Origin of the sequence: Glaciecola sp. SC05 (genome assembly GCF_041380235.1) — a bacterium.
Lineage (GTDB): Bacteria > Pseudomonadota > Gammaproteobacteria > Enterobacterales > Alteromonadaceae > Glaciecola.
On record NZ_JBGIYY010000012.1, the window covers coordinates 51,251 to 77,242 of the forward strand.

At 44.5% G+C, this 25,992-nt stretch carries 25 protein-coding genes and 1 other RNA gene; 18 read left to right on the plus strand and 8 right to left on the minus strand.

Features of this window, described 5'->3' with window-relative positions; genetic code table 11:
* Positions 1–199: 199 nt before the first annotated feature.
* From AB9H30_RS12040 to murA, 7 genes are read left to right on the plus strand one after another with little or no spacing between them, the layout of a single operon-like run.
* A complete protein-coding gene (locus AB9H30_RS12040; RefSeq protein WP_371194918.1) occupies positions 200–1,003 on the plus strand; it encodes an ATP-binding cassette domain-containing protein in 804 nt (267 codons plus the stop codon).
* Positions 1,000–1,779: a lipid asymmetry maintenance ABC transporter permease subunit MlaE gene (gene mlaE / locus AB9H30_RS12045; RefSeq protein ID WP_371194919.1), complete on the plus strand. Its 780-nt coding sequence runs from the start codon at positions 1,000–1,002 to the stop codon at positions 1,777–1,779. Before AB9H30_RS12040 ends, mlaE begins: the two co-directional genes overlap by 4 nt.
* 8 nt (positions 1,780–1,787) lie before the next feature.
* Positions 1,788–2,312, plus strand: a complete 525-nt coding sequence (gene mlaD / locus AB9H30_RS12050; RefSeq protein ID WP_371194920.1) for an outer membrane lipid asymmetry maintenance protein MlaD — start codon at positions 1,788–1,790, stop codon at positions 2,310–2,312.
* 18 nt (positions 2,313–2,330) lie between these two features.
* Entirely contained in the window at positions 2,331–3,011 is a 681-nt protein-coding gene (locus AB9H30_RS12055; protein WP_371194921.1) for a phospholipid-binding protein MlaC, read from the plus strand.
* Positions 3,011–3,337 carry a lipid asymmetry maintenance protein MlaB gene (locus tag AB9H30_RS12060; protein WP_371194922.1) on the plus strand — a complete coding sequence of 109 codons (327 nt, stop codon included), beginning with the start codon at positions 3,011–3,013 and terminating at the stop codon, positions 3,335–3,337. Before AB9H30_RS12055 ends, AB9H30_RS12060 begins: the two co-directional genes overlap by 1 nt.
* A complete protein-coding gene (locus tag AB9H30_RS12065) occupies positions 3,334–3,585 on the plus strand; it encodes a BolA family protein (RefSeq protein ID WP_371194923.1) in 252 nt (83 codons plus the stop codon). The genes AB9H30_RS12060 and AB9H30_RS12065 overlap by 4 nt, the downstream gene beginning before the upstream one ends.
* Before the next feature lie 13 nt (positions 3,586–3,598).
* The gene (gene murA / locus AB9H30_RS12070; protein ID WP_371194924.1) at positions 3,599–4,858 is read left to right on the plus strand and encodes a UDP-N-acetylglucosamine 1-carboxyvinyltransferase; all 1,260 of its coding nucleotides are present in this window, start codon (positions 3,599–3,601) and stop codon (positions 4,856–4,858) included.
* Here the strand turns inward: murA and AB9H30_RS12075 are convergent.
* The 3 genes from AB9H30_RS12075 to AB9H30_RS12085 all read right to left on the minus strand — a co-directional run bounded on the left by AB9H30_RS12075 (position 4,855) and on the right by AB9H30_RS12085 (position 7,969).
* Positions 4,855–5,940 carry a trypsin-like peptidase domain-containing protein gene (locus AB9H30_RS12075; protein ID WP_371194925.1) on the minus strand — a complete coding sequence of 362 codons (1,086 nt, stop codon included), beginning with the start codon at positions 5,938–5,940 and terminating at the stop codon, positions 4,855–4,857. The genes murA and AB9H30_RS12075 overlap by 4 nt on opposite strands.
* A gap of 155 nt (positions 5,941–6,095) precedes the next feature.
* Complete coding sequence (locus tag AB9H30_RS12080) at positions 6,096–7,454, minus strand: DegQ family serine endoprotease (protein WP_371194926.1); 1,359 nt, start codon at positions 7,452–7,454, stop codon at positions 6,096–6,098.
* Positions 7,455–7,525: 71 nt separating this feature from the next.
* Entirely contained in the window at positions 7,526–7,969 is a 444-nt protein-coding gene (locus AB9H30_RS12085) for a ZapG family protein (protein WP_371194927.1), read from the minus strand.
* Positions 7,970–8,123: 154 nt separating this feature from the next.
* On the opposite strand from AB9H30_RS12085, the gene zapE reads away from it, so the two are divergent.
* The 3 genes from zapE (at position 8,124) to rnpB (ending at position 10,570) form a co-directional block, all read left to right on the plus strand.
* A complete protein-coding gene (gene zapE / locus AB9H30_RS12090; RefSeq protein ID WP_371194928.1) occupies positions 8,124–9,221 on the plus strand; it encodes a cell division protein ZapE in 1,098 nt (365 codons plus the stop codon).
* Between the two features lie 125 nt (positions 9,222–9,346).
* Positions 9,347–10,063 carry a YebC/PmpR family DNA-binding transcriptional regulator gene (locus AB9H30_RS12095; RefSeq protein ID WP_371194929.1) on the plus strand — a complete coding sequence of 239 codons (717 nt, stop codon included), beginning with the start codon at positions 9,347–9,349 and terminating at the stop codon, positions 10,061–10,063.
* Between the two features lie 139 nt (positions 10,064–10,202).
* Positions 10,203–10,570, plus strand: an RNA gene (gene rnpB / locus AB9H30_RS12100) — RNase P RNA component class A.
* A gap of 2 nt (positions 10,571–10,572) precedes the next feature.
* Here rnpB and AB9H30_RS12105 read toward each other — a convergent pair.
* The 3 genes from AB9H30_RS12105 to AB9H30_RS12115 form a co-directional block, all read right to left on the minus strand.
* On the minus strand, positions 10,573–10,932 hold the full coding sequence (locus tag AB9H30_RS12105; RefSeq protein WP_371194930.1) for a hypothetical protein: 360 nt from the start codon (positions 10,930–10,932) through the stop codon (positions 10,573–10,575).
* 141 nt (positions 10,933–11,073) lie between these two features.
* On the minus strand, positions 11,074–13,272 hold the full coding sequence (locus AB9H30_RS12110; RefSeq protein ID WP_371194931.1) for a M3 family metallopeptidase: 2,199 nt from the start codon (positions 13,270–13,272) through the stop codon (positions 11,074–11,076).
* A gap of 252 nt (positions 13,273–13,524) precedes the next feature.
* Positions 13,525–14,919, minus strand: a complete 1,395-nt coding sequence (locus AB9H30_RS12115) for a short-chain fatty acid transporter (RefSeq protein ID WP_371194932.1) — start codon at positions 14,917–14,919, stop codon at positions 13,525–13,527.
* 467 nt (positions 14,920–15,386) lie between these two features.
* On the opposite strand from AB9H30_RS12115, the gene AB9H30_RS12120 reads away from it, so the two are divergent.
* Positions 15,387–15,560, plus strand: a complete 174-nt coding sequence (locus AB9H30_RS12120) for a Blp family class II bacteriocin (RefSeq protein WP_371194933.1) — start codon at positions 15,387–15,389, stop codon at positions 15,558–15,560.
* A gap of 427 nt (positions 15,561–15,987) precedes the next feature.
* On the opposite strand, the gene AB9H30_RS12125 is transcribed toward AB9H30_RS12120, so the two are convergent.
* On the minus strand, positions 15,988–18,531 hold the full coding sequence (locus tag AB9H30_RS12125; protein WP_371194934.1) for an alpha/beta hydrolase family protein: 2,544 nt from the start codon (positions 18,529–18,531) through the stop codon (positions 15,988–15,990).
* A 159-nt stretch (positions 18,532–18,690) separates the two neighbouring features.
* On the opposite strand from AB9H30_RS12125, the gene AB9H30_RS12130 reads away from it, so the two are divergent.
* From AB9H30_RS12130 to AB9H30_RS12150, 5 genes are all read left to right on the plus strand, one after another.
* Positions 18,691–19,071 (plus strand): MbcA/ParS/Xre antitoxin family protein, encoded by a 381-nt coding sequence (locus AB9H30_RS12130; protein ID WP_371194935.1) that lies wholly within the window; start codon positions 18,691–18,693, stop codon positions 19,069–19,071.
* A gap of 66 nt (positions 19,072–19,137) precedes the next feature.
* The gene (locus AB9H30_RS12135) at positions 19,138–19,848 is read left to right on the plus strand and encodes an RES family NAD+ phosphorylase (RefSeq protein ID WP_371194936.1); all 711 of its coding nucleotides are present in this window, start codon (positions 19,138–19,140) and stop codon (positions 19,846–19,848) included.
* 89 nt (positions 19,849–19,937) lie between these two features.
* A complete protein-coding gene (locus AB9H30_RS12140) occupies positions 19,938–20,975 on the plus strand; it encodes an alpha/beta hydrolase (RefSeq protein ID WP_371194937.1) in 1,038 nt (345 codons plus the stop codon).
* A 248-nt stretch (positions 20,976–21,223) separates the two neighbouring features.
* Positions 21,224–22,090, plus strand: coding sequence for a crotonase/enoyl-CoA hydratase family protein (locus AB9H30_RS12145; protein WP_371195016.1), 867 nt, complete (start codon positions 21,224–21,226; stop codon positions 22,088–22,090).
* Positions 22,091–22,236: 146 nt separating this feature from the next.
* Positions 22,237–23,322: a DUF2855 family protein gene (locus tag AB9H30_RS12150; RefSeq protein WP_371194938.1), complete on the plus strand. Its 1,086-nt coding sequence runs from the start codon at positions 22,237–22,239 to the stop codon at positions 23,320–23,322.
* A gap of 10 nt (positions 23,323–23,332) precedes the next feature.
* Here AB9H30_RS12150 and AB9H30_RS12155 read toward each other — a convergent pair whose 3' ends face one another.
* Positions 23,333–23,383, minus strand: coding sequence for a KxYKxGKxW signal peptide domain-containing protein (locus AB9H30_RS12155; RefSeq protein ID WP_371195017.1), 51 nt, complete (start codon positions 23,381–23,383; stop codon positions 23,333–23,335).
* A gap of 217 nt (positions 23,384–23,600) precedes the next feature.
* Here AB9H30_RS12155 and AB9H30_RS12160 point away from each other — a divergent pair, with 217 nt between their 5' ends.
* Positions 23,601–25,160 (plus strand): GNAT family N-acetyltransferase, encoded by a 1,560-nt coding sequence (locus tag AB9H30_RS12160; protein ID WP_371194939.1) that lies wholly within the window; start codon positions 23,601–23,603, stop codon positions 25,158–25,160.
* Between the two features lie 103 nt (positions 25,161–25,263).
* Positions 25,264–25,665, plus strand: coding sequence for a response regulator (locus AB9H30_RS12165; RefSeq protein WP_371194940.1), 402 nt, complete (start codon positions 25,264–25,266; stop codon positions 25,663–25,665).
* Positions 25,666–25,992 lie beyond the last annotated feature (327 nt).

A 25,992-nucleotide genomic window follows, 5' to 3' on the forward strand; every position in this document is an offset into this window, starting at 1 on the left:
GTGCACTTGAAAAAGGTTAAAATAACACGACTTTTGAATACTGTATTTTTACTACGTCTATAAACCTGTGTCACAAGCGCTGTTCAAGTTACCAAAACTTAATGATCATATTACTGATTTAACCGGTAATTTACCTTACTTAATAGGGATTTTATGCACAGCGTCCATTTGCTGAGCGATGATGAAATAATAAAGACTCATGCCAGATAATATTGTAACGATCGAAAACATGCATTTTAGCCGCGGCGGCCGAGTCATTTATGACGACATTTCGCTGTCGGTGAGGCGTGGCAGTATTACCGCCATTATGGGTCCAAGCGGCATCGGTAAAACTACTCTCTTAAAGCTCATTGGTGGGCAGCTTACGCCCGACAGCGGCAGCGTCATTTTTTCAGAACAAAATGTTCACGCTATTTCGCGTAGCCAACTTTATGAACTGCGCCGAAAAATGAGCATGCTTTTTCAAAGCGGCGCGCTTTTTACTAACATGTCGGTGTTTGACAATGTTGCTTTTCCACTGCGCGAGCATACCCAGCTAAACGAAGATATTATTCGTACTATTGTGATGTTGAAACTCGAAGCCGTAGGTTTGCGCGGTGCTGCTGACCTGCAACCCAGTGAGCTATCGGGCGGCATGGCAAGAAGAGCCGCTTTGGCCAGAGCTATCGCGCTTGATCCAGATTTAATTATGTACGACGAACCCTTCGCTGGACAGGACCCCATTTCAATGGGAGTGCTAGTGTCCTTAATAAAAGCATTAGGAAAAGCGCTAAGTGTTACGTCAGTGGTGGTTACCCATGATGTAACCGAGGTGCTTACCATCGCTGATTATGTCTATATCTTAGCCGATAAACGTATAATCGGAGAGGGAACTCCCGCACAAATTAAAGACTCAAACTCACAGTTAGTGCAACAATTTTTAAAAGGCAATGCGGACGGCCCTGTGCCGTTTCATTTTCCCGCTAAAGATTTTACAAGTAGTTTTATAGGAGATGAACGATGAACTTTTTACAAAGTTTAGGCCGTTCAACTATCGAGAAAATCACCGCGGTAGGCGCATCTAGCATTATGCTATTTGGTGCTTTGTTTGCTTTTCCTAAATGGAAAAATGTGGGGCTCACCATTGCTCAAGTGCATGTGGTAGGGGTTCAGTCGCTGTTAATTATATTAGTGTCAGGTTTGTTTATCGGGATGGTAATGGCGCTGCAGGGCTATACTATTTTAGTAAACTACGGGGCTGAGGGTAGTTTGGGACCGATGGTTGCGCTATCTATTTTAAGGGAGCTCGGGCCGGTGGTTACCGCGTTATTGTTTGCCGGCAGAGCAGGAAGCGCACTCACCGCAGAAATTGGTTTAATGAAGGCAACCGAGCAGTTGAGCTCACTTGAGATGATGGCGGTTGATCCTTTGCGCCGGGTTATTGCACCGCGCTTTTGGGCCGGAGTGATCAGTATGCCGATGTTAGCGTTGATATTTTCAGCCGTCGGAATATTAGGCGGGCACATCGTTGGGGTAGACTGGCTTGGAGTCGACGCGGGCAGTTACTGGTCAATCATGCAGGCTACCGTAGAGTGGGATAAAGATATCGTAAATGGGGTGATTATTAAAAGCATCGTGTTTGCGTTGGTGGTTGTGTGGATAGCTCTGTATAAAGGTTATTCCTGCATTCCGACCTCAGAAGGTATTAGTAAAGCAACGACAGAAACAGTGGTTTTTTCTTCTCTGTCAATTTTAGGTCTCGACTTTGTGTTAACCGCATTGATGTTTGGCGCGAATTAGGAAAAGTAATGATAAGTAAACGAACAGAATTAACGGTCGGTTTTTTTGTTGCACTAGCAATTGCCGCTGCACTGCTACTAGCTATGCGAGTCGCCAATCAAGGTATGGCAGGTAGCGGTGAAGTTTATATGTTAAACGCACAGTTTGACAATATCGGTGGGTTAAAACCGCGTTCGTCGGTAAAAGTGGGTGGTGTGGTTGTAGGTCGAGTGTCAAGAATATACTTAAATGAACGAGATTTAATTCCCGTGGTCGAACTCGAGATATCATCTGAATACAAAAACACATTTCCCGACACTAGCAGTTTGTCGATACTAACCTCTGGCTTATTGGGAGAGCAGTTTATCGGATTACAGCCAGGCTTTATTTTTCCTGAAGATTTAATCGCCATCGAAGAGGATAAAGTTTGTGAGACGGAAGATTTACGCGAATGCCCATACTTGACGGCCGGTGAAGAAATATTAGATACAAAGTCAGCATTGGTATTAGAAGATTTGATCGGTCAATTTTTATTCAGTCAAGGAGACGAATAATTTATGAGGTTTATGGTAATGACGAATTTAACGAAAAAATTATTGGGCGTCTTGGTATTGCTTTGCACATTCGCTGTCGCAAGTGCGCAAGAAGCAGCGGTTGATATAGATAGAACTGACCCCTATATGATGGTCCAAGATGTTGCGACCAAAACCTTTTCTCGTATGAAAGCGCAAGAGCAAGACATTCTCAACAATCCTGAGGTGTTACGCACGATTATGGAAGAAGAGTTGATGCCATATATCGACTATCGCTTTTCTGCTTACAAAGTACTTGGCAAGTATGCTCGTGGTGTTGAGAAAAAAGACCTACTTGAGTTTATCACGGTATTCCGAGAGTATTTGATCACGAGCTATGCAGTGGCTATGGGCTATTACGATAATCAAATCGTTGAGTTTGATCCCATTAGAGATTTTTCAGATCGCACAGATGTTACTGTGCGCGCGGTCATTATTGACGATGTTCGTCCTGATATTAAAATTGCTTTCAAGGTAAGAAAAGATCGTAATGGCGAGGAATGGCAGGCATACGACATGATTGCAGAAGGTATTAGTTTGTTATCGAGCAAGCAGAGTGAGTTCGAGGCAATTCTCAGAAAAGAAGGCATTCAAGAAGTCATCACGCAAATGCGCGCCAGTATTAATCAGCCGGTTGAGTTGAACAACGATAAAGCAAAGCAAGCAGAGGCTAGCATTTAGTGGACGTGTCTATAAACAATGACGCTGACAACTGTGTGATTGAAGTTAACGGTGAATTAGACAGGGAAACCTTAGCAGAAAACCTTTGGGAAGGCTTATCCAGCGAGTCCAAAAAGAGCATAGAACAGGCGAAGTCAGTTTCGATTGACCTGAAAAATGTAGCCCGCGGAGATACTGCGGGCTTGGCGTGGTTGCTTAATTCAATACGAGATATTCGGACTGTAAATACAGCGGTATCGGTTATGAATCCCCCTAAAAAACTATTAGATTTGGCGAGTTTAAGTAATGCCAGTCAATTAATCACAGAACAACGAGGCCAGTTATGACCAATGAAGAAGTCGCAGCGCATATTAAACAAGCGACCGGTATCGACCAAGTTATTGTTAAAAGCGAAGGTAGTCACTTCCAAGTTATTGCGATTGATGACCAATTTGAGTCAATGTCGCGAGTAAAGCGTCAGCAAATGATCTCTTCCCCCTTGTCTGAACAGATTGCAGATGGCACTATTCACGCTTTATCAATTAAGACGTTTTCTCAGGCTCAATGGCAGCGTGAAAAACTCTTTAACCAATAAACTAAGGTAAATCGTGGATAAACTGGTTATTAAGAAAAGCCCTCCTCTAAAAGGGACGGTTGTTATTTCTGGTGCAAAAAATGCCGCTCTCCCTGTGCTTATCTCCAGTTTGTTGGCTGACTCTGCCTGCACATTTACGAATGTTCCAAAGCTGCGGGATATCAATACCACTTTACTATTGCTGAAAGACTTAGGCGCTACTACTAATCAAACGGCCAGCGATACGGTCGAAATTGATGCTAGTAAACTAGAAAGTGTGACGGCCTCTTACGATTTAGTACGCACCATGCGCGCTTCGATTTTGGTGCTTGGTCCGCTGCTTGCTAAGCACGGTAGAGCGAATGTATCTCTTCCAGGTGGTTGTGCCATTGGTGCAAGGCCAGTTAACCTGCATCTATCAGGCCTCGAAAAAATGGGCGCTAAAATAGATGTTGAAGAAGGTTATATTAGAGCTTCGGTGAGCGGTCGGCTAAAAGGTGCTCGCATATTTATGGATATGGTGAGCGTTGGCGCTACAGAAAATCTAATGATGGCTGCCGCGCTTGCCGATGGCGAAACTATCATTGAAAATGCCGCACGTGAACCAGAAATCGTCGACTTAGGAAATTGTTTAAATGCAATGGGCGCGAAAGTCTCCGGAGCGGGCACCGACAGCATCCACATTATAGGTGTTGAGAGTCTGCACGGTTGTACGTATAGCATATTGCCTGATCGCATTGAGACCGGCACATTCTTGGTGGCGGCGGCGCTGTCTCGAGGAAGTGTGAGATGCGAAAAAGCGGCGCCTCATACACTAGATGCAGTGCTCAGTAAGCTAGAACAATGCGGAGCCGAAATCAAAGTTGGCGACGATTGGATTGAGCTTGATATGAAGGGGCGGCAACCGAAGGCCGTTTCTTTGAAAACAATGCCGCATCCGGGCTTCCCTACGGATATGCAGGCTCAGTTTGTTACACTAAATGCAGTCGCGCAAGGCTCCGGTATAATTACCGAAACGATATTTGAAAATCGTTTTATGCACGTACCCGAACTGCAGAGGATGGGCGCAAGTATTGATTTGGAGGGCAACAGTGCGTTAACCCCCGGGTCTTCGCACCTTAAAGGCGCTCAGGTTATGGCAACCGATTTGCGTGCGTCGGCAAGCTTAGTTATTGCTGGGTTGATTGCAGATGGTCAAACGACGGTAAATAGGATTTACCATTTAGATCGCGGTTATGAAAATATTGAAGAAAAGCTTAGAAAGTTAGGCGGCAATATCGAAAGGGTGAGTTAGCCGCGAGCAATCATTTGTGGGATTAATTCACCAACTACCACAGTCATCCGGATAGTTTCGTCGTCTCGACTGACCATTAATACAATCTCTGAGCCTGGAAGGGTTTCAGCAATCATGTCTAAGGTTTTTGAAGCGCTTTGCACTTCTACGCCGTTTATTGATAGTAAGATATCATTTACTTTTAAGCCTGCAGTATCAGCGGGACTGTTGCTTAACACCGCATCTACCACAATCCCGCGACTGCCTCGAATTTCGCTTCCAGAAAATCCCAATTGCCCACGAGTGACTTTGCCATTGGAGATGATTTCTTCCATCACTCTTCGTGCCAGCGTATAAGGTACAGCAAAGTTAACACCATCAACATTGGTTACTCGGCGACGGTTATCTAGGGTTTTAAAGTTGGCATTAGTAATACCCACTAAATAACCATTGCTATCAACTAATGCACCACCAGAGTTTCCAGGATTGAGCACCGCATCGGTCTGAACAAAGTCAAAAAAGTTAGAAAAGCCATTGCGCCCTGTACGACTGACGATGCCAGAGGTAATAGTTTGGCCTAAGTCTAGAGGATTGCCGATAGCCATTACCACATCACCGACGCGCAGGTCAGGCTCTTCCATTTGAGGTATGACGTGCAAATCTTCGGCAAATACTCGCAATACTGCCAGGTCGGTAATTTCATCAAAACCGATGAGCTGTGCCTGTAATAAACGACTGTCTTGAAGCGCTACATAAATACTGTCTGCATTTTTAATGACATGATAGCAAGTCATCAGGTATCCATCATCTGACATAATAACGCCGGAGCCCAGCGAGGTACGTTCATATGCTCGATTTCGGAATAAGCGATTGCTGTTTTCTAAACTAATGCTGTAGATATTGACCACCGCCGGTGCGCTTTGCTCTAGAGCATCGTAATAGCTCAGGCGAGGCGGAATAACTTGACTAGGTTTGAAAAAATTAAGATTAAGCCCCGCGCCTTGGCGAAACTCTGGGAAGAACAATAACAAAATAGCCGCAACTACAACACCCAATAAAATGGGTTTTAATAGTGCAACAAATATACGGCCAAATAATGTCATAGTGTCCAACAAATAAAAATCACAGCGCTGATCATAGCAAATTTGACGCAGTTGTCATTGCCCGTGTTCATAAAATCACAACTGTTGGCCGACGAATTGAAAAAATAGAGACAAAAAAGCCGCATTTCTGCGGCTTTATTCATTACCATAGCTAACTATCGAATAATCACAAACAAGTTGCTGTTTCCGCGCTGTATATTGAGCGCGATGACACCGCTTGCCGCTTCTATGCTCTCTGAAAGCTCAGTAACGCTGCTGATACGCTTACGATTAACGCCAACAATAACGTCATCAGCTCTTAAGCCGATGCTTGCTGCTGGAGAGCCCTCAGCGACTCCACGAACTTCGACCGCAGCATTGCCAGCACGATCGCTGCCTGTCGCAAAGTCAGCACCTTCTAGCGCAGGATGCATATCTTTAGCTTGCGCGACTAAGTTTTCGGCAGCGCCTAAGACTACGTCGATGTTTCGCTTTTCGCCGTTGCGAATAATCGTTAATTCAACTTCTGCCCCGGCACCAAAACTGGCTATTTTGGCTCTAAGCTCATTGAAGCTGTGCAGGTCATTGCCGTTTATAGCGGTAATGATATCACCCGATTGAATACCTGCTTTGTCGGCCGCAGAATCTTCGGTGACTTCGTTAACAAATGCACCTTTGCTAGCGGGGGAATTGAGGGCTTCAGCAAGACCAGCGTCAACATCATTGCCTAATATTCCTAACAATCCGCGACGCACTTCGCCAAATTCGACGATTTGGTCCACAAGATTCTTCATCATATTACTAGGAATTGAAAACCCGATGCCTACGTTACCGCCATTTGGGCCAAAAATCGCAGTGTTTATACCAACCAACTCGCCTCTTAAATTGACCAATGCGCCACCCGAGTTACCGCGGTTGATAGCAGCATCGGTTTGAATGAAATCTTCATAACCACCAATGTTCAAGCCTGAGCGGCCTAAAGCGCTAACAATTCCAGAGGTAACGGTTTGACTTAAACCAAAAGGGTTGCCGATGGCGACAACAAAATCGCCTACTCTTAATTTGTCAGAGTCTGCAAGCACAACTTGCTTGAGGTTGTCGGGGTCAATCTTCAGTAACGCGATATCGCTTTGAGCGTCAGCGCCTAACTTCTCAGCAGAAAATTCGCGTCCATCAGTTAGTTTCACGATGATTTTGTCGGCATTGTCGACGACATGATTATTGGTAACCACATAGCCTAACTTAGCATCAATAATGACACCCGATCCTAAGCCTCTAAAAGGCCGCTCTTGAGGCGCTTCCTGCGGATTCCCAAAGAAGTATCTAAACATCTCAGGAACTTGCTGGCGAGAGGTTTGGGTGCCTTCCACAGCGATGCTTACGATTGCAGGCGTGGTTTCTTCAAGCATGGGTGCGAGCGAAGGCATGTCGTCATCCGAAAAGAACGGTATGCCTGCGGTTGCAGTTGATGCGGTGGTTATGACAAAAATGGCAGCGGTGATAGCAACTAAGCTACGGCGTATCATTTGCTTCATGTAAGCTATTACTCCTAAGTTCAAATACCTTCTAGAGACTCAAATTTTGGGGCAATAGTTCAGATTACAAGTTATTTATTTGCAGATTTGTCTTTATTTACATTTCCAACAAAAAGACCTGAACCGTTATTTGCAAAGTCTCGAGGAGGTGCATCGCTAATGTTTAATTTATCGTTTGACGCTTTACTCGACTTACTATTACGCAGAAAGACGCTAGCATGTTCACCAAAAAAGCTCGTTTTATCGTTTTCTTCATTGCCAACTTGTAGCGACGCTTCATATTGTTGCAGATTGGAAGTTAACTGCTCCAAACGTAAATGGATCGCGTCAATGGATTCTTTGCTTGCTTCTATGTGGTGATTAGCCTGCTCAGCAAAAATGGTTTTTAATTCTAGCTCTGAGCGATTCACGTTACTGCCTTTTTTCGCAGCTTTTGCGTTCGACCATAGCAAAGCGCAAACAAAACCGATAATAATGCCGATGACAACTCCGACTACAATACTTAAAAGGTCCATGATTTTTCCGTCAGATACGTTAGTTGATAAGATCATTGAACATTAGTCGTCTTCATGCAAGGGTTTATTGCTTAAAAAACTGACAAGCCTGTATAATCGCAGCCAATTATGATTTTAGTTTGCCATCAATTAACTGTAGGTCTATATAATAGCAATGACACCGTGGGAAAAGTACCAAGAAGACTTAACGCTGATTGAGTTTCAATATGACGCTGCACAAGAAAACGCAGTAATGGAACTGCAGCGTTTATATGATGAACTTACGCAGCCAAAACAGAAAATTAAATGGCGCGTAAAATTGGCGCAAAAATTTGGTAAGGGCATGACAAGGCCTGGTATCCAGGGCATCTACTTCTATGGTGGTGTAGGCCGCGGGAAAACGTATTTAGTCGATACATTTTATGAGTGCTTACCTTTCGAGAGAAAAATGCGTGTGCATTTTCATCGATTCATGCAGCGTGTCCACAAAGAGCTGAAACTGTTAGGCGGCAAATCTGACCCTTTAAAGCTTATTGCAAAAAAAATTGCCGGTGAGACGCGGATTATTTGTTTCGATGAATTTTTTGTTTCTGATATTACCGATGCGATGATTTTAGGCACGCTGATGCAAGAGCTTTTCTCTCACGGCATCGTTTTGGTGGCAACCTCCAATATCATTCCCGATGAACTGTATAAAAATGGTTTACAGCGCGCGCGATTCTTACCGGCCATCGACCTTATAAATGAAAATACGCGAGTAATAAACGTCGACAGCGGCACCGACTACAGGCTGCGCACACTAGAAAAAGCTGAAATTTATCATTATCCGCTTGATGACGATGCCCAGCGAAACCTGAATATGTATTTTGACCAACTGGCTGCAGAAAAAGGTGAACAAGACACCTCAATTGAAATTGAAGGACGCCACATTCCTGCCTTACGTAAAGCGGAGGGAGTGATCATGTTCGAATTTAGAGCATTGTGTGACGGACCCCGCAGTCAATCTGATTACATTCAATTAAGCAAAGAATACAACACCGTGCTAATTGCCAATGTCGAACCGATGAGTGCAGATCTTGAAGATATCGCGCGCAGATTTATTGCCATGGTCGACGAATTTTACGAGCGTAAAGTGAAACTGATAATGTCATCTCAAGTGCCCCTCGAGAAGCTGTATAGTCAAGGTCGACTTACCTTTGAATTTCAACGATGTTTGAGCCGGCTTCAAGAAATGCAGTCCAGATCCTATTTAGCTGAGCAGCATTTGGCGTAAATTTATATTTTTTATTGCGTTAGAATTTACTCATAGCGGTCTATTCCGTTACAATCTGCCGCATTCTTTAGAGACCTGTGGTGCATAGCAGGTTCAAGTTAAGTAAATAATAAAATGAGCATATTATGGGAAGAAAGTTTGAAGTAAGAAAAGTCGCCATGGCAAAAACCGCGACGGCAAAAACCAAAGTCTACTCAAAATACGGTAAAGAAATTTACGTGGTTGCTAAAAGCGGCGGCACTGACCCGGCCGCTAACTTGTCGTTAAAACGTCTTATCGAAAAAGCCAAAAAAGACCAAGTACCTGCACACGTTATCGACAAAGCGATTGACAAAGCGGCGGGCGGCGGCGGTGAAGATTTTGCCCCAGCTCGATATGAAGGCTTTGGCCCCGGTGGCTGCATGGTGATAGTGGATTGCCTGACCGACAATGTGAATCGTACCATTACCGATGTGCGCAACTGCTTTACTAAAACCGATAGCAAGTTGGGCGCGCAAAACTCCTCTGCATTCATGTTTGATCATTTGGCAATTTTTGGCTTTCCTGGTGACGACGACGAAGTCATACTTGAGGCGTTAATGGATGCTGATGTTGATATTCACGATGTAGAGGTCGAAGACGGCCAGGTTACGGTGCTTGTGCCACAGGCTGAGTTTTACAAAGCGAAAACTGCTCTGCAAGAATCCTTTGAAGGGATCGAGTTTGACGTAGAAGAAATCACCTGGTTACCTCAAGAAACCAAAGACATCAGCGAAGAAGATATGCCGATGTTCGATAAGTTCATGGACATGCTCAACGATTGTGATGACGTGCAAAACGTGTATCACAATGTGAATGCATAATTACTCGAACCTATACAAATACCCCTGTTACAGGAGCGTGATTAAAGTTCACTCAGTTTGGTCACGCTGCAACGTAAAATAGACTCGTCGGGATAAATTGGCTGTCGCATTTTCATGTAGATGCTTTATACTGCGCCGCAGAGTCAGCCAGGCAGTCGCCGCTGTTGTTTGCTTCGGCAAATAGCAGGGGAGGAAAGTCCGGGCTCCACAGGGCAGGGTGCCAGATAACATCTGGGCGGCGCGAGCCGACGACAAGTGCAGCAGAGAGGAGACCGCCAGCATTATCTTCGGGTAAAGTTGGTAAGGGTGAAAGGGTGCGGTAAGAGCGCACCGCGTTTCTGGCAACAGTAAACGGCAAGGTAAACTCCACCCGGAGCAAGACCAAATAGGTTCCCATATGGCGCGGCCCGCGTTGGGAACGGGTAGGTTGCTTGAGCCAGTGAGTGATTGCTGGCCTAGACGAATGATTGCCCACGACAGAACCCGGCTTATCGGCTGACTCTACTTATTTATAGTTCTAATATGTCGCTAATTTCGATTGAGCGACCTTGCGTAGTTGAAAAAGCAAAACGGCCGGTGACTAGCACACTTTTATCCAGATACTTTGCCGCAATGTTATTTGGAAAAATAGCGATGCGATTGCCGCTTTCATCTTCTATCCAATAGTGCAATGGCGTCTCGAAGTACTTGACTATGCCTTGGGCTTGAACCTCGCGATGATTAAAATCCTCGGCGCTCATAACAAGCATCGACAGCGTCACCCGCACAGGTGTTTGCGCTTGGCCACAGGCTAGTAAAAATTGCGTAGCGAAACAAACCAGCCCGATCATGTAAAAACGTATTAAATATTCTCTTATTGATTTCTTCATAGGTATTTTCTGTATTAGTAAACGACGAATTCTCAGTGGAGTTAATGGAGCATCGCAAGGTTAAGCTCTGAGGTGTTTGCTCAGAAACAAAAGAGCCTGTTGTAATAACAGGCTCTTTTGGTCAGTTTACTTACACATCAACTATTCGTTACCTGAGCCATCACTGGTTAAGCCACGTCGCTCTAAAAGAGGCTGAATGTCAGGCGCACGCCCTACTAAGTCTTCAAACTGCTGCATCGCATCCACACTGCCGCCGCGAGAAAGCAAAGACTTACGTAAATGATCGCCATTTTCGCGAGTTAAACCGCCGTTTTCCTCTAAGTAGCGCACACTGTCAGCATCGAGTACTTCACTCCATATATACGAGTAATACCCCGCAGAATAACCACCCATAATATGCGAGAAATACGTAGTGCGATAGCGAGGCGGAACTGGCGCAAACGCGACTCCCGCTTGCTCAAGACAATTTGCTTCAAATGCAAGAATATCATCAGCGGCAGGTAAATCTTTTGCGGTTAAGGTGTGGTAGCACATGTCTAAAATAGAGGCTTTTAAGTATTCGCTTGAACGGAAGCCTTCATTAAATTGTGATGCTTCAATTACGCGATCTAATAAAGCCTGAGGGATTTGCTCGCCAGTTTCGTTATGAATCGCATAGTTTGCAAGGATACTCGGCCAAGTTACCCACATTTCGTTAATTTGCGAGGGGTACTCAACAAAGTCACGGGGTACTGCGGTAGCGGCTACACTTGGGTAAGTTACGTCTGAAAACAATCCATGCACTGCGTGGCCAAACTCATGAAACATCGTGGTAACTTCGGTTAAAGTCATGAGAGTTGGCTGGCCCGCTGGTGGCTTTGGAATGTTCTGATGGTTGCCTACCACTGGGCGTGTGCCCATCAAGTCAGACTGAAGCACATAAGAATTCATCCATGCACCGCCTCGCTTTGAGGCGCGAGCATAAAAATCACCAATAAATAAACCAAGTGGCTCACCGTTTGCGTCTGTTACTTCCCACACGCGGGCATCGGGGTGATAGGTGGGCAAGTCTGGGCGCTCGGTAAACGAAATGCCAAACAGTTGGTTTGCGGCATAAAATACGCCGTTAGTTAGTACGCTCTCTAACTCAAAGTAAGGGCGAATTTGATTGTCATCAAAATCGTACTTTTCTTGACGCACTTTTTCGGTGTAATACGCCCAGTCCCAAGAGGCAAGCTCAAAGGGCGTTTCTTCTGTTTGGTTAATCATGGTCTGCAGGGCTTGGGCCTCTTTACGGGCATTGGCAACGGCAATTGGGCCTAAAGAGCCCAATAAATCTTGAACCGTTGCAACCGAACCTGCTGTTTGCACTTCAAGGATAAAGTCTGCATGAGTGTTGTAACCTAAAAGTTGGGCGCGTTCAGCACGAAGCTGCATGATTTCGGCGATAATTTCACGGTTATCAAATTCGCCGCCTCGCCCGCCGCGAGTCAGTGATGCCTTGTGTAAGCGTTCACGTGTGTTGCGGTTTTCTAGGGAGCTTAAGGGCGGCTGGCCTGAGGTGTTTTTTAGCGTGAGCACAAATTTACCAGGCATGTCGCGACTGGCCGCTTCGTCTGCGGCTGCTTGAATTTCAGCGTCACTTAAACCAGCTAATTCTTCTGCGCTGTCTACGATCAAGGCAGAAGCGTTGACTTCGCTTAATACATTTTGGCTAAAATTAGTGCCTAGATTAGCTAAGCGTGTGTTGATTTCTCTCAAACGCACTTTTTGCTCTTCGGCTAGGCGTGCGCCGGCACGCACAAAATTTTGATGATAGCGTTCTAATACGCGCATTTGTTCTGGCGTTAAGCTAAGTTCAGCACGGTTTTGATACAAGGTGTCGATACGTGCAAATAGCGCTGGATTAAGCTGAATGGCGTCGTTATGCGCTGACAACACTGGTGACATTTCGCGTTGTATTTCGCGTCGCTCTGGGTTGCTGTCGGCACCGTTTAAATTACTAAATACACGTAGCGTACGGCCTAAAATTTGGCCGCCTTTTTCCATTGCGACGATGGTATTTTCGAATGTTGCAGGCTCAGGATTGTTAACAATGGCATCAATCTCGGCAAGTCGCTCTTGCATGCCTTTTTCCATTGCGGGCTTAAAGTGCGAATCTTTGATCTTGTCAAAGGGAGGCATGGCAAATGGCAAAGTAGACGGGGTGAAGAACGGATTTTGCGCTTCATCTCCGGAGGTCGCTTGCGCTTCGTCTTGCATAGCTTGGGTGTCGTCGTTTGTAGGAGGTTGGCAGGCAGTAATTGCAATTAGCAAGGCCGCAGCACCTAAGTAATTCAAAAGGGTAGGAACTTTATTCACAGTGTATTATCTCCATGATTATTCGTTAGCAGTTGTCGTTAGATATTTTTATTTTTATCGCTCATTTAGAGCGCTAATTTCGTCCCCTCTATTGTAACCCTATAAAGGGTTAATAATCTTTAAAAGAATTGAGTTTGCGGTTGTAAGCATAATGTATATGAAAGACTGCAATAAAGTCTGATAATTTTGAGTTACTTTTCAATTTTCAAACAAGACCGATTGTGCCCCTAGCTGTGGAGCACGCAGCTGGCATTACATTGGAACAAAGCTCACCAACGCAGCAGTTAGGGCATAAACAACAGTAAAAGGCACCATAAGATAGCCCATGATATCTCTGGCATTTAGATTTACTCCTACCCCCATTACCGGCAACACCACCAACAGGAAGAAGGGTTGTAAAAGATTGGTGGAGGTTTCTCCATAGGCAACTGCCATTGCGATACGAGAAATAAATGCTTGCTGCTCGTTTGCGGGTAAATGCGCTGAGACATTTAACGCAGCTTCAGTTAGCGCAGGCCCAATTACGGCCCACTGGCCTCCTGCGGAGGGAATGGCAAAGTTAACAGATGCCCCGGCAAATTGGGCAATTAGGGGCATGGTGGCAACAGAAGCGCCTTGTGCTAACCAAAGTGAAATTTCACTGCCTAAACCTGAAAACATCATGATACCCATGATCCCTGCATAAAATGGATACTGAAATATCAGGCCATAAACATTCGCACAAGCGCGTTTCATTGCAAGGTTGTAACGCATTGGGCTACCGTGCAGAAGTAAACCAATCGCTAAGAAGATGAAAATCATGATATTTAGATTAATATCAAAACCATTGTTTGCAAAATGCCGAGCTAAAAACCAAAGCGCCGACAAGCCAATTATCCATTGCAAGACAAGTGAATTATTTAAGCGGTCTGACATATTGTTATCGCCTAAGATCATGGTGTTTGCTTCTTCGGCTACGGTGTTTGTTTCTGTTTGCTCGGCGCCCTGTAAGTCTTTTAAGGTTTTTACTTCGTTAGCTTTCGGACGCATCCAATAAAATAAAGCCGGAAACACTAGGAAAAACCCTAATACATAGGCCAAATTCAACCAACTGCCTAAAGTCTCTTTAGTGGAAATAGTGCTGAGTAAAGTGCCCGATTCAATCAAGAAGTTACCTTCGGTATTGAGCATCAGCGGAATTGAGCTAGATAAACCGCCGACCCAAGGCTGTCCGGCAAAATACACGCAAGCAATCAGGTAGGCATAGTCGACACCATCTACTCGCTTTGCTAGTTCACGGCCAAGTATAGCGGTGAGCACAGCCCAGCCCCAACTGACCAAGCTAAACAGTCCCCCGACTACCAGTACAATGATATATACCGAGGCGGGCGTCGTTGCTACCTTCGCGAGGCGATCAATGCCTTTAGCTGCTTGAGGAGTCAGCGCAATCGCAAATCCCGTTGCCAGAATGAGTATCATCTGCATAGTAAATTCGAGCAGCATCCAAAAACCGCGATACCAATCGTCGGTAACTTTATAAAAACTTGCATCCATGAAAAACATCGAAGCTGCCGCGACTAAGATGGTTAGCGCTAGCGCGAATACGAAGGGCTCCGGTATCCAACGACGAAATATATTTGTTAGCACTTGCCCCAGCGAAGATTTCATTACTTTCCTTTTGTGTGTTTCTGTTGCCCTAACATTGACTTCGTCCATATTAGAACCTTGCCATTCCGTGTCGAAGAATACCGTTAAGTTAGCAATGATCGCAACGATATTAGTGTTAAACAGAATCTTGTCAAAGCTATTGATATAACGCCATACTTGTCAAAGATATAGGCTAGGCGAAGTGAATATGAGAGTTTGGGTTAATAAGGGCTCCTGGCTAAATCATCAGGTATTTTCGTACCTTGGCAAGTTAGCCTCTCTAACCCGTCAGTACGCCTCAAATTAAGCTATTGGGCTTAAAGAGATGTTTCTGAAAATTAGCTGCTTATTTAGATATTAAGCCCACCAGAATATGAATAAAAAACCGTTATTGGGTACAGTTTCGGGTTTTAATTTAGTTTTATAACCTGGATGCGGTTTGAAGATAACTTCAAACACTTTACTTTAAAACAATATGGAGATACAAAATGAAAGATATTAATCAGGACGAATTAGAGCAAGTTTCGGGCGGTATTAATGACTGGACTGGCGGCGGTATGGCGGTAATAGCTCTTGGCATTAGCGGCGGACCCGCGACGGGCGCATTTGGGCTTGCAGTTGGTGGCTCGATGATGATCATCGGTTACTTTAAAGCAAGATAATCATGTTAATAAAGGACACCACACTTGGTGGTGTCCTCACTTAGGGCTATAAATATGAATATGCTAAACATTGTGAAAATTATTTACTTTGCTGTAAATCTCGGTTCTTTTGTTGCATTTACCTACGTCGGTAATGGTGAACTGTTTTTTCAAATATTTTTAGGGAGCTCCATAGCGTTATCCATTATTCTGCAATACATTATTATCGGTAAAATAGATAAGATCGATAAACAGAATAAACTTGAATCCTAGGCTGTTTATTTAGCCTTGCAATAAAAAAGGTAATAGCATTTTTGGCGTCCAATTTTCTCGCGCTATATATTTTCGTGGCGACATAGCTCATGCTTGTCACAGTGCGAATTTATTGGGCAAAAAATGCATTGATCGAACCGTGATAGTCATAGTGCATGCCATATTCCCTACTACTTTATTTTGACTCTTGCTCAAGATACATGCTATGCCACCAAAGCGGCTCGCCTTTAAGCTTCATGTCAAAATATGCTAGTTTGGTTTTCCACCAATGCAGTCGGTGCTCGCGCTTATTGATGTGATGGTCGTCGCCTAAAAACTCAATTAGCTCCACATCTTTGTCTAACAGTTTTAAAGCGGTAAACATTTGATGGCTTTCGCCCACCGGTACGTTGGTATCAGAGTCGCCGTGCACTAAAAGTATTGGCGTTGTCACCTTGTCGGCGGCAAATACTGGGCTTTGCTGGGTGTATAAATCGCTTCTATTCCACGGAAAGCTGCCGGTGGTAGCCACACCTGAATATCCATATCCCCACCAACCATAACCCCAGTAAGAAGTTAAGTTACTGATCCCTGCATGAGAAATAGAGGCAGCAAAAATATCGGTTTGTGTGGCTAAGTACATGGTCATAAATCCACCGTAGGAGGCACCCATATTACCTAAACGGTTTTTATCCACAAAAGGGTGTGCTTCGGTAAACGCTTGTGTACTTTCAATGATTTCATCTGCCGTGTTGATGCCCCATGCATTTACGTGGCGCGCAGAAAAGTCTTGCCCGTAGCCAACAGTGCCAGACGGCTGCAAGACATAAACGACATATCCATGAGATGCCCACATGCTAAACGGCCATCTACCGGTAAACGAACGACCAACCGGGAAGGTTCCCGCATAATAGTAAATCAGTGCGGGATATTGTTTGTCTGCATCAAAGCCCGGTGGATAGTAAACTCGCCCGTCAATAAACTGGCCGGATTGCGTGGTGTAATCCCAATCTTTTAAGCTCGCAAATTCTACATTGGCGTAACTTTCCGCAGCAGAGTCAAATAAGACCTTATCTTTGCTGGAGCTAATACTGCGCATATGCACAGATTCTGGTTGGGTGGCACTAGAGCCTTTGTAGACCATCGTCGCTTTGTTTTGCTTTGACACGCTAAACCCGCTAACCGCCTCTACTTTGGTATCGATTAGCGTAAATTTTTTGCGGCTAAGATCGTAGCTATACAGGAGGGTTTTGTCTTGGTCGGTGGTTAGCAATACCATATCGCCGTTGTTGAGTAATTCAACAGCGCTAATGGAGGGAGTAAAATTCTCTGAAAGCGGAGTAACTTCGCCAGAATCATCCATTAAATATATTTGGCCGTCGTAGTTATTGGCTATACCGCCAGCGCTTACTGTATTGCCTTTGCCGCCATTAAAGTCTGGGCCAGCGTGAAAAACGATGCCGTCTTTATGAAAGTAGGCCGATCCAAAGAATCTATATTCACCAATCAGTTGCTCTTCGCCGGTTTTTAGATTGAGTGTTGATAACTGCGTCAAGCTATGGGGCGGCGCTTGGTAATCTAAAGGATTGCGCGTAATTAATGCTCGCATATTTTCGGCATCAAGATCAGCAAGGTTGGTAGAGAGTTCATGTTCAGTAAGCTGTGTAAATAGCCCTGAGTTGATGTCAAATATTTGCAGCTGCAGATTGCCGCGCCAATAGCTCCAGCGGTCTTCAAGCGCACGGTACCTTTTTGTGATTTTGGACGGTGCGTCTTCAGGTTTATGCCAAGAAACTAGCAGACTCGAATTATTCAACCAATCGATATTTCTGATGCCTTTTAAATCTTCGGCTAGCGCCCTTAATTGCCAATCTTTGCGGTCAAGCTGATACAAAACATTGTCATGAACAAACACCAATGCCTTGCTATCTGCTCGCCATGTGGCTTGTTGAGGCGACATGCCCTGCCAGCGATAAACCACTTGCTGTGAATCTACATTAATAATTTCAACCACCGAGATAGGGCTGTCACCATTGGTATCGCTGTAGGCGTGTTTTGACCAAATAAGCAGTTCGCCGTCGGGTGATAGGGTTAATGTACCGACGGTTTCGCTGTCGTAATACTGCTTCATGGAAGCGCGTTTTTTCGCTTGGTCGCTGCCAAAGGTCACCGTGCTAGACGTTTGCGTGGCAGCATCACTGCGCTTGCTATCAGTCGATTCAGCATTATCCGGCTCAACAGCTTGAGTTTGTGCGACAGCATCATCCGCCCACTCAATCGAAAAGTCCTGCCATTGCTCAACCCCGGTCACCATTAGCAGTGCACGATAGTCTTGGTTCATAAGTGTTAAGTCATACTCATTGTCACCCTTCATCGCTTCTGTATTTAAATATAAAGATGAGGTTTCTGCGCCCGTTATACTGAGCCTACCTTTTGTAAACTGACTAGCAGATATTGAAAATCTGAGCAGGTGCGTGCCTGCGGATTCACCGCTTAGTGCGCTCCAATCTTGAGTTGTATTAAATAGCGTTGGAGGCAGCCCTTGATCAATTTTGCGGGTGATTTTGTGTATAAAATTATGCTCAACGACATCCGAAAAGGCATTATCGGCCAAGGCGACCTTGCCGTTGCCACCCTCGATAGAGATTTTACTGATCATATCGGAGTCGATGTTTGTGGCCAAAAGCGGTGTGGCCCAAAAACTAAGTGCTGCCAAAACGAGTGAGAAGTGTTTGTTCATTTATTGTCTCTTCTTATCAATAGATGCATGGAGATACGGGAATAAGGTTAACTCGCTTGTTAGGCTTCAATCTAGGCATTCTCGTACAAAGTTGATATTTTTAGATATCAAGTGTATCATCTGATACGATTTAAATTCATTAGTATCAGGTGATATATAGTGGCATCGAGTAATCAGCACATACAAGAGCAAAGTGATGGTCAAATAGTGACGCAAGCTTATTGTGAAGCGGGTGAGTGGCTGGGTCTTAAACGCGAAGATTTAGCTGATATTATTGGGGCATCGGTTGCCTCTATTGCTCGGTACAAGGCCAAGACCGCTGAAATCAATGACGCTAAGCGTATGGAGTTGGCGCTGATGCTGATTCGTATTTACCGTAGTTTATTTGCCATCGTGGGCGGTGACAAAGCCAAGATGCAGCATTGGATAAATACCGATAATCGTCATTTAAACGAACAAACTCCGCTACAACTGCTTAAATCGATACAGGGTATGTACACCACTGTGCGCTACCTGGATGCTATGCGTGGCCGAATTTAGTCCATATTCTTTAGCAAACATCATCCGTAAAAATAAGACGCCTGTTAACAATTGCATGTTAATACAATGACTGCACCTGAAAATCATCTGGGCTGGCGAATAGTTGAAACGCAGGAAATTGCCGCAACACGCGCGGTTACAGCCTCAGCACAAGCACAAAGCCGCCTCGAGGAACTCCTTGATCAGACTAAACCGATGGTGCCTCTCGATTGCGTTGGTTTAGACTATCGTTTGTTTACACCCTTTCGTTATCCGCCTCTAGATTATGGCTCTCGTTTTGGCTCTGCTATTGAGCGCGGTATTTTTTATGGTTCGACGTCTCTTGAAACGGCCTTTGCTGAAGCCTCGGTATATTTATGGCTATTTCAAGCCGGCATGGCCGACTTAGGTCCGCTTAAACAGATGCATGCGCAGCGCACTGCGTTTCAATTTGCCTTGTTAACTGAACAAGGAGCCATGCTCACCGAGCTTGTGACTAAAGACGAATTGAAAACATTATGTGCAGCAGACAGTTGGCAAGCATCGCAACAAAAAGGCACGCAATTTCGAGAGCAGGGTCTTGCGTATTTGATTTACCCGAGTGCCCGATTCGAGCAAGGCAATAATGTTGCAGTTTTTAAGCCGAGCGCTTTTGCTAGTAGAGTTCCGATTGCATCCATGCAATGGCGTCTGCAGATGAACAATGAATACTGTTGGTTTAGCAATGGCAAAACCGCCTATGAGTATTGGCATAAGGACTTTTCAACAGACGGCATTATTCCCCATCCTTGTTTATAAGAAGTTTGCAAAGAGATTAAATATCGTTATTGCGATTATGAGTGCTGCTTGTTTTCGTATACCATGACCGAAAAATTAGGAAGCAATAAATGAGTAAAATGAATGATGATCCAAGAATCGATCCACGGATCAAAGCAATTTTTGGCAGCATAGCCCTCGGCAGCAGTAACGATGTGCAAAGCAGAGAGTCGGCGATTAAATCGGCGAACAGCATAAAGTCAATACTCACTCGACAAATGGTTAGTGGGTTTTTAAACCGCTGCGACACCGAAACACTGGCTCCCTCAACGGGCTTAGTCGTTAGCGATAAAACCTTCCGTTCTGAGCCTGATGGCAACACTGTTAATATTCAATTTATTCGCCCCGACAATAGCGACGTTTTACCCTGTGTGTATTACATTCATGGTGGTGGTATGGCGACGATGTCTTGTTACGATGGCAACTATAAAGCGTGGGGGCGCATTATGGCGGCGCAAGGTGTTGCTGTTGCTATGGTCGACTTCCGTAACGCCTTGGTAGCGTCTTCTTCAAAAGAAGTTGCGCCTTTTCCGGCCGGCTTAAATGATTGTGTGTCAGGCTTGAAATGGTTAAGTGCAAACAGCACTGAACTGGCTATTGATGCTTCTAAAATTGTTGTCAGTGGCGATAGCGGGGGCGGTAACTTAGCGCTAGCCAGCGCCTTGCGTTTAAAACAAGACGGTGACCTCAATCTTATTGCGGGGGTTTTTGCACTTTGTCCCTACATAGCAGGGCAATGGCCACAAGCAGATTTACCATCGTCAGTTGAAAACAATGGCATTTTGCTCGACCTACACAACAATCAGGGCCGCACGATTTACGGTATTGAAGAATTTGAGAAGGGCAACCCTCTAGCCTGGCCTAGGTTTGCAACTGAAGACGATGTGCGCGGTTTCGTGCCAACGGTTATAAGCGTGAATGAATGCGACCCTCTGCGTGACGAAGGTGAACAATTCTATCAACTATTAAAGCAAGCTGGCGCTAAGGCTTATTTTCGTGAGGTGATGGGAACAATCCACGCCATTGAAGTATTTCCTATTGCATGCCCTGAAATTAGTCGAGAAACGGCGGCCAGTATCGCGCAATTTTGCCGTGATTTGAGTATCTAAACTAAGCCACTCTCTATTAATAATAGCGTTTAATCGGTCAATCATAAGAATCTTGATATCACTCAGTCGTCTAAATAGTCGAGCGTTATACTTGTTAGAAACCCAGCATCAGCTGGGTTTTTTCATTTTCCAATATCTAGTACTTAATTGCTTTGCCTATCCTCCCATTGATCATAAGATAAGAATATTCAAATAAGCAAAGAGTATTTTTATCAATGTCGTCGACCTCTACAAATGCATCAAAGCAAATGGATACGGATCATGCACTGAAATGTTTCGCCTTGACCATATCTAACAATATCGCACATATTCAGTTGATTCGCCCAGAGCATCTCAATTCTATGATCCCCGAGTTTTGGCAAGAGTTGCCAAGTTTAGTAAGAGAGTTGGACGCGCGTGGCGATATTCGGGTGATTGTTATCAGCAGTACCGGTAAACATTTTAGTGCCGGCATGGACTTATCAGTATTTACCAATATGGCATCAACATTTACCGGTGAGCCGGCGCGCAGAGCAGAGGCTATGAGGCGCTCTGTGCTGGCATTACAAGACAGCTTCAATTCGTTAGAAGAAGTGCGCATGCCAGTATTGGTGGCTATTCATGGCGGTGCGATAGGCGGGGCAGTCGATATGGTGAGCGCTGCAGACTGCAGATACTGCACCCAAGATACCTTCTTTACAATCAAAGAAACTCAAATTGGCATGACTGCAGATGTCGGCACCTTGCAGCGGCTTCCGCATTTGATCCCACAAGGCCTCATTCGTGAATTAGCCTATACGGGCCGCAATTGGAGTGCGCAAGAGGCGCTGGCGCAAGGCTTTGTTAATCAAGTATTTGATGATCAAGATACAATGATTGACGCGGTCATGAAAATTGCTCAGGGCATTGCTGCAAATTCCCCCATGGCAGTGGCTGGTTGTAAAGAGATGATTAACTATACGCGTGACCATAGCGTGCCAGATAGTTTGAACTATATGGCTACATGGCAAGCGGGTATGTTTCAGATGCCTGACGTGATGGAAGCGATGACGGCGCAAAAAGAGCGGCGCATGCCAAGCTACGAAGAACTCCATCCAGATACCGGTGTGATGGGCTCCCAGAAAAATGAAGGGTAGACAATATGCTGTTTTCGGCGGGAGCATTAGTGTGCTTTGATGCTCTTGCTTAAGCAACGCTAATAGTTATCCATAGCCAGATATGAGTCGCAAAACTCGCGCGCATACTACAAAGTATTCCGTACCCTCAATGTTTAAGGAAACCCATGACCACAATTACGCAAATTCAAGTTAAACAAGACGATTTGGCCATTACCAAAACCAAGCTTGTTGAAATAGATGAGGCTCAGTTAGCGCAAGGTGAAATATTATTAGCAACCGACACCTTCGGATTTTCTGCCAATAACATTACCTATGCGGCACTTGGCCATGGCATGGGCTATTGGGGCTTCTTTCCTGCAGATGAAGGCTACGGTATCGTGCCGGTTTGGGGTTTTGCGACAGTGGCTGCCTCAAAGCACAAAGATATTGCAGTGGGTGAAAAGGTATTTGGCTATTTACCAATGGCCTCGCATTTAGTGGCGCGTCCGCACAAGATAAGTGAATATGGATTTTCAGATGGGCACCCTAATCGTAAATCGATTAGTCCAGTTTATGACAATTACTTGTATTGCAAAAAAGACCCTGGTTATAACCCTAAGCGTGAGCCGTGGCAGTTAAATTTCAGACCCTTGTTTATGACCTCTTTTGTGCTTGATGAGTTTGTCGGCCAGCAGGTAAATCAAGCATCATTGATCCTGAGCAGTGCCTCAAGTAAAACCGCATTTGGTACTGCATTCTTACTTCAGGCAAACAAAGCCCAACGTAATCAAGACTATCAAGTGATTGGGCTCACTTCATCATCCAACAAAGCTTTAGTCGAATCGTTAGGATGTTATGACCTTGTGTTTACTTACGATGAAATTGCGTCTTTACCTAAACAAAGCAGTTGGCTATTAGACTTCGCCGCAAACGGCGAAGTGATTGCCGCTTTGCAAGAAAGTTTGCAGGCACATCTAGGTAAAATCACCTTAATTGGCGCAACCGATTGGAAGGCTACTCAAAAACCCAACAAAAAAGCCCTCGAAGCCGAAATATTCTTTGCGCCATCGTTAGTCAAGTCATTGAATCAAGAGTGGGGGCAGGGCGTATTCTTAGAGAAGTATGCACTTGCATGGCAACACGTCGCCAAAGCGCTTCAAAACACCATGCACGAGGAGAATTTTGAAGGGATAGAGGCAATGTTAGGCTTATATCAAAAAACCCTAAGTGGCAGCGCTGATACTAAGGCGCTTAACATCGTAAAATTTTAGTGCAAAACCGCTAACTAAGAGCAATAAAGGCAGCCAACCAACGGCTGCCTTTTTTATACAAATGGCCTGCGCAATTTTGAGTATTTAGAGTGTTAAAAGGTGCTTTAACGAACTACTTCAAATAATCTTTTAAAAAGGTATTGCGTTGTTTTGCTTTTGGTCATACTTTACGCCGTAATTGACACCCTTGGTAGTTTAGATACTTAAGGATGCCAGTGAATGCTATGCTATAAGCATTATGCAGTAATAGCGGCACATCAAAATTTTAGGAGATATACGTGAGCGACGAAAAAGCGCCCAAATCAGCCAATGAAACCGAACATCTATTTGAACTTCGTCATTTAACATTAGATGATTATGAAGGTATCCAATCACTCATGAATGTGGTGTATCGGAATATCGGTGGAGCATTTTCCAAGAAACGTTTTCAGGCACAGATAAATACCTTTGCTGACGGTCAAATCTGTATTGAAGATAAAGGAAAAGTCGTTGCGGCAGCGTTCTCAGTTATTGTTGATTATGAAAAATTTGGCGATAAACACACCTATGAAGAAATTACGGGCGATGCTTACATTACTACCCATGACCCTAAAGGCGATGTCCTTTATGGCGTCGATTTTTTTGTGGACCCAGCTTATCGCGGCTTAAGACTTGGTCGCAGGCTTTACGAAGCACGCAAGGAGCTTTGCCGTAACCTTAATTTGAAAAGTATCATGGCCGGTGGCCGCATTCCGAATTATTCAAAATATGCGGATAAAATGACACCGTTTGAATATATCGAAGAAGTTAAAGCAAAAGAAATACACGACCCTACCTTGTCATTTCAAATGAACAATGGTTTTGAGGTCAAGCAAGTGCTCAAGGCCTATTTGCCTGAAGATAATCAGTCGATGGGGTTTGCCACCTTATTGCAATGGCACAACATGTATTTCGACGCAGATAAACCTTCGTTGCTCGACAGCAAGTTCTCGAGCGCAAGAATTGGCTTGGTACAATGGCAAATGCGCTATTTTGATAGCGTAAAAGACATGCAGCAGCAGGTTGAGTATTTTATTGATGCATTGTCCGATTACAAATGCGATCTCGCTATATTACCTGAATTTTTTAATGCGCCATTAATGGGCCTAAGCGAATCAGAAGCGCCCATCGATGCTATATGGCATCTCGCAGAGTACACGTCTGAAATTCTTACCCAAATTTCAGAGTTGGCGATTAGCTACAACATTAATATTATTGCCGGTTCAATGCCGGTTATTGAAGATGATGAGCTATATAACGTTGCGTATTTGTGTCATCGAGACGGACGCATCGACAGTCAATACAAGCTGCATCCTACACCCTATGAAAAAAATGGGTGGTTAATGAAGGGCGGCGATAAACTGGCTGCCTTTGAGACAGATTTTGGAAAAATCGGCATATTGATTTGTTATGACGTCGAATTTCCAGAGCTTGCGCGCTTGCTGTCAGAAGAAGAAATTCAAATATTGTGCGTGCCATTTTGGACCGACACTAAAAACGGATACTTACGGGTTCGTCGTTGTGCGCAGGCGCGGGCAATCGAAAATGAATGCTACGTCGCAATTGCCGGCAGTGTAGGCAATTTGCCCAAAGTAGATAACGTTGATATTCAATATGGGCAAACTGCGGTATTTTCACCGTCTGACTTTGCCTTTCCACACGACGCTATTGTCTCAGAAACAACGCCTAATACTGAAATGATGCTGATTGCCGACCTCGATCTCGATAAGCTTGAAAAGTTGAAAAATGAAGGCTCGGTTAGGAACTATCTCGATAAGCGTCGTGACCTTTATCGCGTGCAGTGGATTGGTGAAAAGTAGTTAGCGGCCGATAGATACTAAGGGTTTGAAAATTATGTGCGATTGCACATGAATTGGTCGGACCCTTTATCTTAATGATGATGCACAGGTGTGTAGAGCCAAAATGAAAAGCACTGAACATGACAATAAAAAATCGCTAAATGTCCTCGTGGTGGATGATGGTGAAATTGAGCTTAAACTAATGAGCTACTTTGTCTCGCAAATAAGCGATTGGGACATCAATTGCTTTCAAGCTAATTGCGCAAATGACGCTATTGGCATATTACAAAGCACGTCGATTGACGTTTGCCTATTCGATTACTATCTAGCGGGTGAAACTGGCGTGGAGTTGGTTAACACACTTATCGAAATGGGTATAAATAAACCGGTGGTGATGGTAACAGGTCTAGATGAAGCGGAAGTTGATACCTTGATCCACAGTTGCGGCATCGAGCATACACTCAGTAAAGAAAACCTCTCCCCAAGCAGTATTGCTCAAAGCATTCATCGCGCTATCGAACACTAAGCTTTGCCGAAACCTTACTAAAAATACAAGTGATGATGCAGTAGCGTCGTTATTTTTGCTTGCCTGAGTTTGAGCGCTAGACCTGTCCGCAGCGGACACTTTAGCTGTCCGCGTACATGTTGTTTAAAATAAAACTCATAAAAAACAGTTAGTTAATTATGGCATGAATATGGCTATCTCTCTTGTATGAAGCAAACCATATTGGAGCTTAAGATGATTGCCTTTTACTTTTTGTTGCCGCCCTTAACGGTGTTTGTTTTTGGTTTATTGTTCGCATGGTTAGAAACTCGCCTTATTAGATAGGTCGAGGCAGTATTACACCCGCTA

Bases quoted from the DNA above. Each gene is read 5' to 3' on its own strand.
- AB9H30_RS12040 (WP_371194918.1), top strand. From the start codon at position 200: ATGCCAGATAATATTGTAACGATCGAAAACATGCATTTTAGCCGCGGC.
- mlaE (WP_371194919.1), top strand. From the start codon at position 1,000: ATGAACTTTTTACAAAGTTTAGGCCGTTCAACTATCGAGAAAATCACC.
- mlaD (WP_371194920.1), top strand. From the start codon at position 1,788: ATGATAAGTAAACGAACAGAATTAACGGTCGGTTTTTTTGTTGCACTA.
- AB9H30_RS12055 (WP_371194921.1), top strand. From the start codon at position 2,331: ATGACGAATTTAACGAAAAAATTATTGGGCGTCTTGGTATTGCTTTGC.
- AB9H30_RS12065 (WP_371194923.1), top strand. From the start codon at position 3,334: ATGACCAATGAAGAAGTCGCAGCGCATATTAAACAAGCGACCGGTATC.
- AB9H30_RS12075 (WP_371194925.1), bottom strand. From the start codon at position 5,940: ATGACATTATTTGGCCGTATATTTGTTGCACTATTAAAACCCATTTTA.
- AB9H30_RS12080 (WP_371194926.1), bottom strand. From the start codon at position 7,454: ATGAAGCAAATGATACGCCGTAGCTTAGTTGCTATCACCGCTGCCATT.
- AB9H30_RS12085 (WP_371194927.1), bottom strand. From the start codon at position 7,969: ATGGACCTTTTAAGTATTGTAGTCGGAGTTGTCATCGGCATTATTATC.
- zapE (WP_371194928.1), top strand. From the start codon at position 8,124: ATGACACCGTGGGAAAAGTACCAAGAAGACTTAACGCTGATTGAGTTT.
- AB9H30_RS12095 (WP_371194929.1), top strand. From the start codon at position 9,347: ATGGGAAGAAAGTTTGAAGTAAGAAAAGTCGCCATGGCAAAAACCGCG.
- AB9H30_RS12105 (WP_371194930.1), bottom strand. From the start codon at position 10,932: ATGAAGAAATCAATAAGAGAATATTTAATACGTTTTTACATGATCGGG.
- AB9H30_RS12115 (WP_371194932.1), bottom strand. From the start codon at position 14,919: ATGAAATCTTCGCTGGGGCAAGTGCTAACAAATATATTTCGTCGTTGG.
- AB9H30_RS12120 (WP_371194933.1), top strand. From the start codon at position 15,387: ATGAAAGATATTAATCAGGACGAATTAGAGCAAGTTTCGGGCGGTATT.
- AB9H30_RS12125 (WP_371194934.1), bottom strand. From the start codon at position 18,531: ATGAACAAACACTTCTCACTCGTTTTGGCAGCACTTAGTTTTTGGGCC.
- AB9H30_RS12135 (WP_371194936.1), top strand. From the start codon at position 19,138: ATGACTGCACCTGAAAATCATCTGGGCTGGCGAATAGTTGAAACGCAG.
- AB9H30_RS12140 (WP_371194937.1), top strand. From the start codon at position 19,938: ATGAGTAAAATGAATGATGATCCAAGAATCGATCCACGGATCAAAGCA.
- AB9H30_RS12145 (WP_371195016.1), top strand. From the start codon at position 21,224: ATGGATACGGATCATGCACTGAAATGTTTCGCCTTGACCATATCTAAC.
- AB9H30_RS12150 (WP_371194938.1), top strand. From the start codon at position 22,237: ATGACCACAATTACGCAAATTCAAGTTAAACAAGACGATTTGGCCATT.
- AB9H30_RS12165 (WP_371194940.1), top strand. From the start codon at position 25,264: ATGAAAAGCACTGAACATGACAATAAAAAATCGCTAAATGTCCTCGTG.